This window comes from Paenarthrobacter sp. (assembly GCF_031180005.1).
Classification (GTDB): Bacteria; Actinomycetota; Actinomycetes; order Actinomycetales; family Micrococcaceae; genus Arthrobacter.
In genome coordinates this window covers 103361-117331 of sequence record NZ_JAPSHI010000006.1, presented here as the reverse complement: position 1 = coordinate 117331, position 13971 = coordinate 103361, and the positions used below count along the sequence as shown (strand labels likewise).

Below are 13971 nucleotides of genomic sequence, written 5' to 3'. Positions count from 1 at the left end.
CATTCTGGTCCGGCGTGGCGCCGGACACTTCAACGGTCTATCCAGGGGGATACACATGGGCCCGAAAGACAGCCCTGACGCAGCCGGCAACAACGGCAGCGGCAGGGACAACAACGGCGACTTCGGAGCGGGCAATAACCAGCCCAAGCCTCCTCCATGGCAGGTACCCAAACCCGAACTTCATCCTGAGCTGTTCACGCCCGTGCAAAACGACCCGGCGCCAGGCGGCGCCACCAACGGGAGCACAGGCAAGAGGAAGAAAACTCCCGCCGGGGCACCGCAGGGCGGTGCATTCCCGGCCGGGACGCCCCAGCCCGGCCAGCCCCTCCCCGTGGTTGACCCCTTCGCCAAGGAACGCGAGCGCGGTGAGGCCGAGGCGGCAAAGAAGAAAAAGCGCTCGCAGCGTCGCACCGTCGTGGTGGGTCTGGGTGTGACTGCCCTCTTGGCCGGCACCATCACCGCAATCGTGGCCAGCAACGAGAAGGAAGCCGACTACGCGCAGGTCTGTTTCAATGAGGAAACCGGCGAGCGCGTTGACGACAACCAGTGCGACAACAGCAGTTCGGCGGGCCGAAGTTCTGCGATCTACGCCTGGTACTTCTACTCCCGCGGGGCCAGTGTGCCCGCCGTGGGCCAGAACCGCAGCTCCTACCCGAGCTATACCAAGAACGTGCCTACGGACGCCAAGACTTCCAAGGGTTACAGCACCAAGGGCGGCACGGTCAGCCGCGGCGGTTTCGGCAGCAGCTCCAAAAGCGGCGGAAGCTCGGGAGGCTAGGCGTGCGTCGACTGCCCTCCAAGCCCAGACCGGACTGGAAGCAAAAGATCGAAGAACAGGGCCTGGTATTTTCCACTACCACCATGCCCGATGGCCGGAAAATCGAATACTGGAACGAATCGGCCTACTACGAGTTCACCGAAGACGAAGTGGAAACCCTCGAGAAGACCGCCGAGGACATGCACATCATGTGCTTGGAGGCCGCGAAGTACCTCGCCACCGGGGCCATGGGCGATATAGGCATCGGGCAGCAGGCGTTGGAACTCGCCGGCGAATCACTGCTGGCCGCGGACATGGACATTTACGGCCGCTTCGACTTCATCTATGACGGCAAGGGTGGTCCGGCCAAGATGCTGGAGTACAACGCCGATACCCCCACCGGACTGATCGAAGCCTCCGTGGCCCAGTGGTTCTGGCTGCAGGACGTTTTCCCCGAGAAGGACCAGTGGAACGGAATCCATGAGGCCCTGATCCGTCAGTGGAAGAAGCTGCAATTCCGTACCGGCATGAGCACTCTGCACGTTGCCCACTCGGAGGCGGAGGAATCCGGCGAGGACTGGATGACTGCGGCCTACATGCGCGATGTCGCAAGCCAAGGCGGGTGGACCACCATTGGCATCAACATGTCCGATATCGGCTGGGATCCCAACCTGAACCGGTTCGTGGACCTGGACAACTTCATGATCAGCACCATGTTCAAGCTGTACCCGTGGGAACTGATGATGAAGGAGCCGTTCGGACACCGCCTCCTCCAGCGCGCCCACAACCCCCGCTGGGTTGAGCCGGCCTGGAAGATGCTGCTGTCCAACAAAGCCTTGCTCGCTGCGCTATGGCATCTCTACCCCGACCACGAAAACCTGCTTCCCGCCTACCTCGGCGATCCAGGTCCCCTCAAGGAATGGGTGGCCAAGCCGCTGCATGGACGTGAAGGCGACAACATCCGCATCCACGCCCCGGGCATCGAGATCCAGCAGCCCGGTGGTTACGGGCGCGAAGGCTGGTGCTTCCAGCAGTACCATTCCCTCCCCGACTTCGACGGGAACCACCCGGTGCTGGGTCTCTGGGTAGTGGATGGCGAATCCGTGGGCTGCGGCATCCGTGAATCCGACGGCCCCATCACGGACTACTTCTGCCGCTTTGTCCCCAACACCATCGACGCCCCGGCGCCCATTGCGCCCCCTGCTACTTCCTACGGAGCTGCACTATGAGCACTGAAACTTCGACGCCGGGTGGCGGCCCAGCGGGCGGCGACCGTACCGCCGTCGTACCTTCCAAAGGCCTCCACGCGGGGATCCTGGACCTGGGCGACTCCGTCATGCTGGGTCTTGCGTCCACCGCGCCCGTCTACTCGCTGGCGGCCACGCTGGGCCTCATTGTGGCGGTCAACGGCAACTACACTCCCCTGATCCTGATCCTCGGCTTCATCCCTGTGCTGTTCATTGCTTACGCGTTCCGTGAGCTGAACAGCGCCATGCCCGACTGCGGCACTACGTTCTTCTGGGCCCGGAAAGCCTTCGGGCCGTGGGCCGGTTGGCTGGGCGGCTGGGGTGTGGCCCTCGCGGGAGTGGTGGTGCTGGCCAACCTGGCGCAAATCGCGGGCAAGTACCTGTGGCTGTTGATCGGCGACGGTTCCTTGGCCGACAACACCTGGCTCGTGACCGCTACCGGCGTGCTGTTCATCGTGTTCATGACGTACGTGAACCATCGCGGAATCCGGCTGGGCGAGCACGTTCAGCGCACCCTGACCTACATCCAGTACATCTCGCTGGGCATCTTTGCGGTCGCCATTATTTTCCGCATAGCAGGTGGAGCGCCTGAGGGGCAGGCCTTCGATTTCGAGTGGTTCAACCCTGCCGGCGCTTTTGCCGACCCCGGTGCGGTGGTCCACGGCGTCCTGCTTGCCCTGTTCATTTATTGGGGCTGGGACACGTGCCTGGCGCTGAACGAGGAGACTGATAACCCGGCCAAGACCCCCGGCCGTGGCGCCGTGATCTCGGCCTCTGTCCTGGTGGCGATCTACGTTTCCGTGGCCCTCCTGGTGATGATGTACGCCACGATCGGTACCGACGGTATCGGGCTGGGCAATGAAGCAAACCAGGACGACGTCTTCCTTGCCATGAAGGACGTTGTGTTGGGCCCTTGGGGCTGGCTGATCATCGTGGCTGTGCTGGCATCCGTTCTGTCCTCCACACAGACCACCATCCTCCCGACTGCCCGCGGAACCCTGTCCATGGGCGTCCACGGTGCGCTGCCGCCCAGATTCGGCAAGGTCCACGAGCGCTTCATGACGCCGGGCTTCTCCACTCAGGTGATGGGTGCGGTGGCCGTGGTTTATTACGTGGCCATGAGCTTCCTCAGCGAAAACCTGCTCTCGGACTCCATCAGCGCCATCAGCCTGTTCATCGCGTTCTACTACGCACTGACCGGCTTCTCCTGTGTGTGGTTCTTCCGCTCCACGCTCCGGGACTCGGCGCGGAACCTGTGGTTCCGAGGCATCCTGCCGTTCCTCGGTGCGCTGTCCCTCACCGTGGCGTTCTTCATCTCCGCAGTCCAGATGTGGGATCCGGCGTATGGCGACACGCAGATCTTTGGCATCGGCGGGGCCTTCGTCAGCGGCGTGCTGCTGCTGGCTCTGGGCGTGGTTTTAGCCGTGGTGTGCCGCTTCGCACCCTCCACCCGTGGCTACTTCACGGGAGAGCGCGCAGAGGTTGGGGCGGTCCGCGGCGAGTAGGCTGCCGTGCCTGCCGGTGGGTTAGCCACCTAGGATGCTGGAATGAGCGATTCAACGACGAACACCTCCGACGTCCTTGCCCTCGATTCCCTGCTGACTGCGGACGAGCTGGCCCTCCGCGACCGGGTTCGCGACTACACGGCGCAACGGATCCGTCCGAACATCGCGCGCTGGTATGAGGACGCTCATTTCCCACCCGAGCTCGCCCCGGAGTTGGGCGAGCTCGGTGTCCTTGGCATGCATTTGGAGGGTTACGGCTGTCCCGGGCGGACCGCCGTCGAATATGGCCTTGCCGCAATGGAACTGGAGGCTGGCGATTCGGGGATCCGCACCTTCGTCTCGGTGCAGGGCTCCTTGGCCATGACGGCGATCCATAAGTGGGGCTCGGAGGCGCAGAAAGAGCAGTGGCTGCCGCGGATGGCTGCCGGCGAGCTGATCGGTTGCTTCGCACTGACGGAGCCCACGGCGGGGTCGGACCCGTCCTCCATGACAACATTTGCCCGTGAAACCCCCGATGGCTGGGTCTTGGACGGGGCCAAACGCTGGATCGGACTCGCGTCGATTGCGGACGTCATGGTGGTGTGGGCGAACACCGAGGACGGAATCCACGGGTTCCTTGTTCCCGCCGGAACCCCCGGCGTGACCGCGACACCCATCGAGCCGAAACTCTCCATGCGCGCTTCGGTTCAGTGCGATGTAAAGTTCGACGGCGTGAGGCTGGGGACCGAGGCCATCCTCCCGGGTGCCCTTGGACTCCGAGGACCGTTCTCCTGCTTGAACGAGGCGCGCTACGGTATCGCGTGGGGTGCCATGGGAGCTGCGCGCGACTCGTACGAAGCTGCACTTTCCTACGCGAGTGAACGTTTGCAGTTCGGACGGCCCTTGGCTGGTTACCAGCTGACCCAGGAGAAGCTGGTGAACATGCTGGTGGAGATCCAGAAGGGCACCATGTTGGCCCTTCACCTGGGCCGTTTGAAGGACGCCGGCCACCTTCAGCCCCAACAGATTTCCATGGGCAAACTGAACAACGTCCGCGAAGCCATCAAAATCGCCCGCGAGGCCCGCACCATCCTTGGCGGTAACGGCGTCACACTTGACTACTCACCGCTCCGACACGCCAACAACCTTGAGTCGGTCCGGACCTACGAGGGCACGGATGAGGTTCACACCCTGATCCTGGGGCAGCACATCACGGGCATCGGAGCTTTCCGCGGCTAGCCCCCCAAGTAGGTCGCAGATCAGGTCGTTTTCAGGTCTGAGAACGACCTGAACTGCGACTCAGTTGGGTGAGGGGTCGGGTTAGGGGTCGGGTGAGGGTTCGGGGAGCACCACCAGATCAAAGTAGCCGCGCAAGCCCTTGACCACGTCCACTTCGTCGGGGGCCAGCAGCCATTGCGTCTGAAGCCCGTCCCACAGGGCAACCAGGGACATGGCAGCTACGTCAGGATCGACGTCGGAGCGGAGCCTGCCTTGGGCAGCCAGCTCGGCAAACCGCCGCGCATAGCTTTTGCGGAGACGTTCGAAACGTTCGGTGAAGTAGACCCGCCCGGGGTGCGAATCGGTGACGGACTCCGCGCACAAAACGGTGTACAACTCAACCACGCCAGGGATGTTCTCGTTGAAGAGCGCCGTACGGATCACCGAGTCAACCAAGCCCTCTTCCATGTCGTCCGGGAAGGCGTCACCGGTGATTTCGTCGCGGCGCTCCAGGACTGCCATCAGGAGATCGCGCTTGGACGGGAAATAGTGCAGCAGGCTGGTTTGGCTCAGGCCTACTTTGTCGGCAACATCCTGGAGGGATCCACCACGATAACCGTGGGCAGCAAACACCTCATGGGCAGCATCGAGGATGGTCCGGCGCCGTTCTTCGGATTTCGCGTAGGGGCCCCGCCGCGCTGCGCGACCCACGTCCTTTGTGGTCATGGCTAGCCAGTGTACATGCGTGTTGAGGGTCCAAAATGAAATTCGAGTAACTACTCGAATTTTCTGTTACCGTGGTCACACTTGTCGCGGCAGGATCCACGAATCCAAGCCCGCGTCATCGTCAACCTGACACGAAGAGGTGAAGGCTCATGACCCGATTCACGCGAAGACAACTCCTGGGCGCAGGCCTGGGCACAGCAGCCATGGGCCTGCTGACCGGGTGCGCTACCCCAGGAACACAGTCCGTCAACGCTGCCCCAACCATCCCCGCGGCCGGCGAGCCCGTGCGACTGACCTACTGGGCCTGGCTCAAGGACTTCCAGAAAGTCGCCGACGTCTGGAACGCAGCCAATCCGCACATCCAGGTGGACGTGGTGTGGATCCCGGGCGGCAACAACGGCGGATATCAGAAGATTTACTCGGCCTTGGCAGCGGGAGGCGGACCGGACTTGGCCCAGGTGGAGTTCCGTTCCATCCCGGAGTTCATGCTGGTCAACGGCCTGGTTGATGTGTCCCGCTATGGCGCCAATGACCACGCCCACTTGTACGACCCCACACTGTGGAAGCAAGTCAGCTACACAGGGGGCGTCTACGGCATCCCCCAGGACGCGGGGCCCATGGGCATGTTCTTCCAACCGGCCGTCCTGGACAAGGTGGGCGGAGTCGCTCCGAAAACCTGGGACGAATGGGCTGCGCTGGCCGCCGAACTTCGCTCCGTGGACAGCTACCTGGACTGTTTCCCCATCAGTGATGCCTCTCCATTCGCCTCTTTCGCCGGGCAGGCCGGCGCGCAGTGGCTGCGCCCGGAGGAGGATGGCTGGGTCATCAACATGACCGACGACGCCACGCTCAACACCGCGCGCTTCTTCGACAAAGCGATCGACGACGACCTCGTCACCACCGCGTATGGAGCCTTCTCCCCGGGCTGGTTTGCGGCTGCCGCCAAGGGCGGGATTGCCTCGACCATAACCGGCAGCTGGGGCGATGCGTTGGTTCAGGGTGTCAGCGGTTCCGAAGGAAAGTGGCGCGCAACTCCGATGCCCACCTGGGGCGATACGGGCTTCGGCTCAAGCTACCTCGGCGGTTCCACGGCGGCAGTCCTGGCCAATAGTAAGCACCCGAAGGAAGCAGTCGAGTTCGCAGTGTGGCTGACTACGTCCAAAGAGGGAATCGACGCCCAGATCAAGAACAGCGGCATCGGCTGGTCACCCAACCCCGAGTTCATCGGCACGGAGCGGCAACAACCCTCGGCGTTCTTCGGCGGCCAGCGCTACAACGAGGAAGTCTTCGTCCCGGCTACCCAACAGCAGAACCCGGACTGGTCCTGGTGGCCCGTAACCCAGCAGTCCTTCAACATTCTCAGCGACGGTTTCCGCAAGAAGGCCTTCGGGACCTCATTGGTGGATTCCATTGCCGCTTCGGAGCAGCAAATCATGACCGTTTTCAAGAACAAGGGCCTCAACATCCGGAAGGAAACGGCATGACCACCACCCGCACCGCACCCACCGTCCAGCACCCCGCCGCACCAAGCCGGGCCAGCAAACGGGCCGGTGCTGCCGCACGCGCACCCTGGCTCTTGCTGGCACCTTTCCTGGGGCTCTTCGTCCTCACCTTCCTGCTGCCCATCGTTGTGGCCATCATGTCCAGCTTCACCAAAGTGACCCGCAGCGGACTCTTCGGCGAGGCTGGCGTGACCAGCGAGTTCGCCGGCTTCAACAACTACGCCCAGGCCCTTGCCGACGGCAGCTTCGTCGCCTCCATCGGCCGAATGCTGCTGTTCGGGGTAGTCCAGGTGCCCGTCATGATCGTCCTGTGCACGGCGTTGGCCCTCATGCTGGAATCGGCCTCCGCGAAATGGCCGGGGTTCTTCCGTGCCGCCTACTTCCTCCCTTACGGCGTGCCGGGTGTCATCGCCACCATTCTGTGGTCCTTCCTGTACGTGCCCGGTCTCAGCCCGTTGTTTGACGTGGCCAAGGTTGTTGGCCTGACCCCTGATTTCCTCGGCGCGAACAGCGTGCTGTGGTCCATCGCGAACATCGTCACGTGGAGCTACACGGGCTACAACATGCTGATCATCGTTGCGCAACTGAAAGCCATCCCGGTGGAACTCTACGAGGCCGCCAAGGTGGATGGCGCCTCCACGTGGCGCGTCGCCCGGAGCATCCAGCTCCCCCTTATTCGTCCGGCCCTCATGCTCACCACGGTGTTCTCCATCATCGGAACCTTGCAGCTCTTCGCTGAGGCGCAAGTCCTCAAGACGGTGGCTCCGGCGATCGACAGCCAGTACACACCCAACCTCAGCGCCTACACAACGGCCTTTGCCTACAACGACTACAACGTCGCTGCAGCCCAGTCGGTCATCATCGCCGTGGCCGCATTCGCCCTTTCCTTCGCCTTCCTCGCACTGACGAACAGGAAGTCCTCATGACCGCCACCGCCACCGCCACGAAGCCCACCACCACCGCCGTCCGCAGCAAGGCTTTGGCAGGCCCGGACCGCTCAGCCGGAAGACGACGGTCATCCACCATCATCGTCACCGCACTTTTGGTGGTGGTCGCCTTGTACTTCCTGATTCCCGTGTACTGGGTCTTCGTCGCGTCCACGAAGTCCACCACCGATCTCTTTTCCACCAACGGCTTCTGGTTCGCCCCCACGTTCTCTCTCTGGGAGAACATCGGCCGCGTGGTCAGTTATGACAACGGGATTTTTGGCCGCTGGTTCTTGAATTCGGCGGTCTATGCCGGCGTCGGAGCGCTCCTGGCCACGTACTTTGCCGCAGCAGGTGGGTATGCCTTGGCCAAGTACGAATTCCGCGGACGCAACCTGGTATTCGGCACCATCCTTGGCGGCGTGCTTGTTCCCGGCACCGCCACTGCCCTGCCGCTGTTCCTGCTGTTTAGCCAGATGGGCTTGGCGAACACCTACTGGAGTGTCCTGCTGCCATCGCTGGTCTCCCCTTTCGGGCTGTTCCTCTGCCGCATCTACGCCCAGGCCACTGTTGATACCTCGCTGATCGAGGCCGCCAGGATCGACGGCGCCGGCGAGCTCCGCATCTTCCACACCATTGGGCTCAAGGTACTGACGCCGGCCTTGGTCACCGTTTTCCTGTTCCAGCTGGTGGGCATCTGGAACAACTACTTCCTGCCGCTGGTCATGCTGTCCGACGCAGAGCTGTATCCCATAACCCTGGGCCTGAACAACTGGCTCAGCCAGGTTGACCGTCTGCCCGAATTTTACGAACTAACCACAGGCGGGGTGCTGCTATCCATCATTCCGCTCAGCATCGCCATGGTTGTCCTGCAGCGCTTCTGGCGCGGCGGGCTGACAGAAGGAGCCGTTAAGTAATGACCAACACCGCCAACTACATCACTGATACCGGTCCTGGGACCGGCAAGAGGCTCCCGGCCCGCTCCTGGCTGCACACTGACGCGCCCACGCTGTCCCTCAACGGCCAATGGCGTTTCCGGCTTCTCCCCGGTGCGCCCGGAACCCCCGGCGGACGGGGTGTCCTTCCCGCGGGAGAGGCAATCGAAGGCTTCGCCGAGGAAGGGTTGGACGACTCCGGCTGGGACCGGATCCCGGTTCCGGCTCACTGGGTTTTGGAGGGGGACGGCAGCTACGGTCGCCCCATCTACACCAATGTCCAGTTCCCCTTTCCCACGGACGCACCCCACGTCCCGGACGAGAACCCCACCGGTGACTACCGGAGAGCCTTCGATCTGCCAGCGGATTGGAGCGAAGCCGAGCGCATCGTGCTGAGGTTCGACGGCGTCGAATCCCGCTACAAGGTATGGCTCAACGGCAGCGAGATCGGAGTGGGAACAGGCAGTCGGCTGGCCCAGGAATTCGACGTCACTGTTGCCGCCCGCCCGGGCCACAACGTGCTGGCTGTCCGGGTCCATCAATGGTCGGCTTCGAGCTACGTGGAGGACCAGGATCAGTGGTGGCTGCCGGGCATCTTCCGCGACGTCACCCTCCAGGCCCGCCCCAAGAAGGGGATCGACGACGTCTGGCTACGGACGTCCTACACCGCCGGCTCAGGCACCATTGATTCTGAGATTTCAGCGGACAAGGCGGCCTTCCCGCTTAGGCTATCCGTCCCGGAACTGGACGTCGACGTCGTCTGGAACTCCCCTGCCGACGTCGCCCCGGTGGCGATCACCGGCGTCGAACCCTGGTCCGCAGAGGTTCCGCGCCTCTATAACGCAGTGGTGGAAAGCGCAGGCGAGACCGTTTCGCTGCGCCTTGGTTTCCGGACCGTGGAGATCAAGGGCGATCAGTTCCTGGTGAACGGCCGTCGTGTGGTGTTCCACGGCGTGAACCGCCATGAGACGCATCCTGACCGCGGCCGCGTGTTCGACGAAGACTTTGCCCGCGCCGACCTCGCCCTGATGAAGCGGTTCAATGTCAACGCGATCCGAACCAGCCATTACCCTCCGCATCCTCGTTTGCTGGACATCGCGGACGAGATGGGCTTTTGGGTGATCCTGGAGTGCGACCTTGAAACGCACGGCTTTGAACGGCACGGCTGGGTAGGCAACCCCAGTGACGACCCCGCCTGGCGGGAGGCGTACATGGACCGCATGGAGCGGACGGTGGAGCGGGACAAGAACCACCCTTCAATCGTCATGTGGTCCTTGGGCAACGAGTCCGGAACGGGCGCCAACCTCGCTGCGATGTCCGCGTGGACGCACGCCCGCGATACCGGGCGGCCCGTCCACTACGAGGGCGACTACAGCGGCGCTTACACAGACGTGTACTCGCGCATGTACTCCTCGGTTCCTGAGACTGAGGCGATCGGCCGCGACGATTCCGGTTCGCTGTTGCTGGGCTGCTCCGCTGCGGAGTCCGCACGACAGCGCACCAAACCGTTCATCCTGTGCGAGTACGTCCACGCCATGGGCAACGGGCCCGGCGCCATCGACCAGTACGAGGACCTGGTGGACCGCTACCCGCGGCTGCACGGCGGATTCGTCTGGGAGTGGCGGGACCACGGCATCCGCACCACCACGGCCGACGGCACAGAGTTCTTCGCCTACGGCGGGGACTTCGGCGAGGTTGTCCACGACGGCAATTTTGTGATGGACGGGATGGTCCTCTCTGACTCCACGCCCAGCCCGGGACTCTTTGAGTACAAGCAGATTGTCGCTCCCCTGCGCCTGGGCTTCAGCACGGAAAACCACGACGGCGGCCCCCGGAGCTTCGTTTCGGTCGCCAACCTGCGGCACACGGCAGATACGTCCGACGTCGTACTGCGCTGGCGTACAGAGGCAGACGGTGTGATGACCGCTTCGGGCGAAATCGACGTCGTCACTGAAGCGGGAGCCTCCCTCGCCGCCGGGGATTCGGCGCATATCGAGCTGCCTGAATTTGATGTTGTGGAACTTGGCTCTGGAGTTGGCGAGCAGTGGCTGACCGTGGAGGTGGCACTTCGAAAGGACACGGCCTGGGCCGAAGCAGGGCATGTCATCTCTGCCGCGCAGCTGGAACTGACCGCAGCACGTCCCCGCCTGACGACCCCTCGCCCCCTGGCATCGGCTGGACGGGCAGCTTCGCAGGTTTCCGGGACCGTCTCGCTGGGTCCTGGTGTATTTGAGGATGGTCGCTTGGTGTCGCTCGCGGGGCTGCCGGTGTCCGGGCCGCGGCTGGAGCTATGGCGTGCTCCCACGGATAACGACGCCGGTGCCGGCCGCGGCAGCTACGACCTCGCCGATCCTTGGCTCAATAACGGCGATGGCGTTGCTGCACCTTCGATGGAAAAGGTGTGGCGCCGTGCCGGTTTGGACAGGATCACGGCCCGGGTGGAAAAGGTCTCAGCCAGCGAAAGCAGTGTGCTGACCCGCACCCGTTACGCCGCAGCAGACGCCGCGCATTGGGTGTCTGTGGAGGAGAGCTGGCAGCTATCCGACGGCGAACTGTGGCTCCGCTTGGACATTGTTCCGAGCGCAGGATGGGACATGATTTGGCCGCGGGTGGGGGTGCGCTTTGATCTGCCCGGCTCGGTGGATGGTGCCTCGTGGTTCGGCGCCGGCCCCCGTGAGTCCTACCCGGACAGCATGCACGCGGCCCTTGTGGGCCGCTACTCTGCGGGCATCGACGAGCTTTCGGTGAATTACGCCAAGCCGCAGGAGACGGGCCACCGAAGCGCTGTCCGGACGCTGGATCTGCTGAACAATAGCGCTTCCTGGCTGCAGCTCGACGCGGTTCCCGACTCACGCGGACGTTTGCCCGGCTTCACGCTCTCCCGGCACACAGCCCAAGAGATCTCCGCGGCAGCGCATCCTCACGAGTTGCCGGCGAGCAAGGGCAGCTACTTGTACCTTGATGCCGTCCAGCACGGGCTGGGGTCAAGGGCCTGTGGACCCGACGTGTGGCCGGAGTACGCGTTGCGCCCGGAAGCGCGGACGCTGACGTTCCGGGTTACCGAAGCGGGCTAAACCTCACGTTGCGGGGCCTGCTCTGCGTGCTTTCGGGGACGAATACTGCGCAGAGCGGGCCTCGCAACCCGGCTGGCCCCCGTTGCGGGGCCTGCTCTGCGTGCTTTCGGGGACGAATACTGCGCAGAGCGGGCCCCACAACCCGCCGGAACCCCGTTGCGGGGCCTGCTCTGCGTGCTTCCAGGCACATATAACGCGCAGAGCGGGCCCCACAACATCTGCGGGGATCGTGTTGTCAGGCGACCGCTACGGGTTCCTTCTTCACGGGGTCCTTGCGGATGGTGGCACTGATCACCGCGGCCACCGTGCACATCGCAGCTGCGCCGAGCCAGGCGTAGTTGTAGTGCCCGGTGGCATCGCGGATGAAGCCGGCCAGGAGGGCGGCAACGGCAGCCCCGAGCTGGTGAGCCGCGAAGACCCAGCCGAAGACTACCGAACCATCGGCACCGAAAACCGATCGGCAAATTGCTGCAGTGGGCGGCACAGTGGCAACCCAGTCGAGCCCGTAGACCACAACGAAGATGATCATGCTCGGCTCCACTGACGAGCCCAGCAGCAGCGGCAGCACCAGCAGGCCGATCCCCCTGAACTGGTAGTACACGGCCAGCAGGACCTTGGGGTTGAAGCGGTCGGTCAGCCAACCGGACGCGATGGTCCCCACGATGTCGAAAATTCCGACGACGGCCAACAAACCTGCCGCCGTGGTTTCGGGCATCCCGTGATCGTGCGCCGATGGAATGAAGTGCGTGCCGATAAGGCCATTGGTGGTGGCTCCACAAATCGCGAAACCCGCAGCCAAGGCCCAGAATGTGCGGACTTTAGCTGCCCGTTTGAGGACCTGCAGGGCACGGATCGCCGCATTGGGGGAATCCTCAGAGTCCGGCGACTTAGCCACAGCGGCAGGTTCCTCCGCACCGAAGGGCAGGACCCCGACGTCGGCGGGCGAGTTCCGCAGCCAGCGCAGCACCAGCGGAACCACCGCGAGCGCACCGGCAGCGATGAGCAAGGAAGCGCCTCGCCAGCCCGGGTTCTGGGCAAGCGCGGCGATAAACGGCAGGAACACCAACTGTCCGGCGGCACTTCCTGCGGTCAGGATGCCAATGACCAGGCCCCGGCTCTTGGCGAACCAGGTGTTGGCGATGGTCGCAGCGAATACGAGGGCCATGGAACCGGTGCCCAGGCCGATCAGCAGTCCCCAGGTGAGCAGGATCTGCCAGGACTGGTTCACGAAGACGGTCAATGCTGACCCGAGCCCGATGAGACACAGGGCCAGCGAGGTGACCTTCCTGATGCCGAAGCGTTCCATGAGGGCCGCAGCGAACGGGGCCGTCAAGCCGAACAAAACCAGGTTGATGCTGACGGCCAAGGAGAGGATCGTGGTGGACCAGCCGAACTCCTCCTGCAACGGGACCATGAGCACCCCGGGTGCCGCACGGAAGCCTGCGGCTCCAACCAGCGCCAGGAAGGCAACTGCAGCAACGATCCAGGCGGGGTGGAGACGGCGGTTCTTGCCGGCAGGCGTCCCGGTTTTTTCGGGCGGTGCCCCAGTGACGTCGGGAGCGGTCATGCGGGGATCTCCGTTTCAGGGGAAGCTGTGCCGGGTGCAGTGGCGAGTGGGAGTGGATGGTCGCTGCGTTTGAGGCTATGCCAGCTGGTGTTACCGGCAGTCAGCGGGGCCCCGCAGTTGGTGCATGTGTCCGCCGACAACGTGGCTTGCCCGCAGTCAGTGTGGATGACCTTCATATGGGACACCTCGTTGGGAGCTTCCAGGTGCTTCTCCGCCCAGATGATGATGGCGTTGAGCACTGGAAGCGCGTCCTCGCCCTTAGGTGTGAGGACGTATTCCTGCCGTGTGCGCGTGCCGTCCTGGTAGGGGCGTTGGGCGAGCAGTCCGGCGTCGAGGAGCCATCCCAGGCGTTTGCTGAGGACATTGTCTGCTACCTCGAGGCGTTGCTTGATGGCATCGAAGCGTCCGTTGCCGAAAAAGATTTCGCGGAGGACCAGGCTCCCCCAGGGATCGCCGAGGACATCCAGGCCGCGGGCGAGGCTGCACGTGCGGGCAGACCAGTCGGAACGAAGAGGCATGCGCACAAAACTAGCTG

11 protein-coding genes are annotated in these 13971 nt (G+C 63.6%); 8 read left to right on the top strand and 3 right to left on the bottom strand.

Annotation, left to right across the window (positions count from 1 at the left end):
* The first annotated feature begins 55 nt into the window (after window positions 1-55).
* From RIF72_RS06680 to RIF72_RS06665, 4 genes are read left to right on the top strand one after another with little or no spacing between them, the layout of a single operon-like run.
* Window positions 56-778, top strand: coding sequence for a Tat pathway signal protein (locus tag RIF72_RS06680; RefSeq protein WP_309074065.1), 723 nt, complete (start codon window positions 56-58; stop codon window positions 776-778).
* A 2-nt stretch (window positions 779-780) separates the two neighbouring features.
* Complete coding sequence (locus RIF72_RS06675; RefSeq protein WP_309074064.1) at window positions 781-1986, top strand: glutathionylspermidine synthase family protein; 1206 nt, start codon at window positions 781-783, stop codon at window positions 1984-1986.
* Window positions 1983-3509 (top strand): APC family permease, encoded by a 1527-nt coding sequence (locus RIF72_RS06670; protein WP_309074063.1) that lies wholly within the window; start codon window positions 1983-1985, stop codon window positions 3507-3509. Before RIF72_RS06675 ends, RIF72_RS06670 begins: the two co-directional genes overlap by 4 nt.
* Window positions 3510-3551: 42 nt before the next feature.
* A complete protein-coding gene (locus tag RIF72_RS06665; protein ID WP_309074062.1) occupies window positions 3552-4727 on the top strand; it encodes an acyl-CoA dehydrogenase family protein in 1176 nt (391 codons plus the stop codon).
* A gap of 81 nt (window positions 4728-4808) precedes the next feature.
* On the opposite strand, the gene RIF72_RS06660 is transcribed toward RIF72_RS06665, so the two are convergent.
* The gene (locus tag RIF72_RS06660) at window positions 4809-5432 is read right to left on the bottom strand and encodes a TetR/AcrR family transcriptional regulator (RefSeq protein WP_309074061.1); all 624 of its coding nucleotides are present in this window, start codon (window positions 5430-5432) and stop codon (window positions 4809-4811) included.
* 149 nt (window positions 5433-5581) lie between these two features.
* Here RIF72_RS06660 and RIF72_RS06655 point away from each other — a divergent pair, with 149 nt between their 5' ends.
* Genes RIF72_RS06655 through RIF72_RS06640 form a run of 4 tightly spaced genes read left to right on the top strand, consistent with a single transcriptional unit; the run spans window position 5582 to window position 11869 of the window.
* Window positions 5582-6916 (top strand): extracellular solute-binding protein, encoded by a 1335-nt coding sequence (locus RIF72_RS06655; protein ID WP_309074060.1) that lies wholly within the window; start codon window positions 5582-5584, stop codon window positions 6914-6916.
* Entirely contained in the window at window positions 6913-7860 is a 948-nt protein-coding gene (locus tag RIF72_RS06650) for a sugar ABC transporter permease (protein WP_309074059.1), read from the top strand. The genes RIF72_RS06655 and RIF72_RS06650 overlap by 4 nt, the downstream gene beginning before the upstream one ends.
* Window positions 7857-8777: a carbohydrate ABC transporter permease gene (locus RIF72_RS06645; RefSeq protein ID WP_309074058.1), complete on the top strand. Its 921-nt coding sequence runs from the start codon at window positions 7857-7859 to the stop codon at window positions 8775-8777. Before RIF72_RS06650 ends, RIF72_RS06645 begins: the two co-directional genes overlap by 4 nt.
* The gene (locus tag RIF72_RS06640) at window positions 8777-11869 is read left to right on the top strand and encodes a glycoside hydrolase family 2 TIM barrel-domain containing protein (RefSeq protein WP_309074057.1); all 3093 of its coding nucleotides are present in this window, start codon (window positions 8777-8779) and stop codon (window positions 11867-11869) included. Before RIF72_RS06645 ends, RIF72_RS06640 begins: the two co-directional genes overlap by 1 nt.
* Window positions 11870-12104: 235 nt before the next feature.
* On the opposite strand, the gene RIF72_RS06635 is transcribed toward RIF72_RS06640, so the two are convergent.
* Window positions 12105-13436 (bottom strand): MFS transporter, encoded by a 1332-nt coding sequence (locus RIF72_RS06635; RefSeq protein WP_309074056.1) that lies wholly within the window; start codon window positions 13434-13436, stop codon window positions 12105-12107.
* The gene (locus tag RIF72_RS06630) at window positions 13433-13954 is read right to left on the bottom strand and encodes a helix-turn-helix domain-containing protein (protein ID WP_309074055.1); all 522 of its coding nucleotides are present in this window, start codon (window positions 13952-13954) and stop codon (window positions 13433-13435) included. The genes RIF72_RS06635 and RIF72_RS06630 overlap by 4 nt, the downstream gene beginning before the upstream one ends.
* Window positions 13955-13971 lie beyond the last annotated feature (17 nt).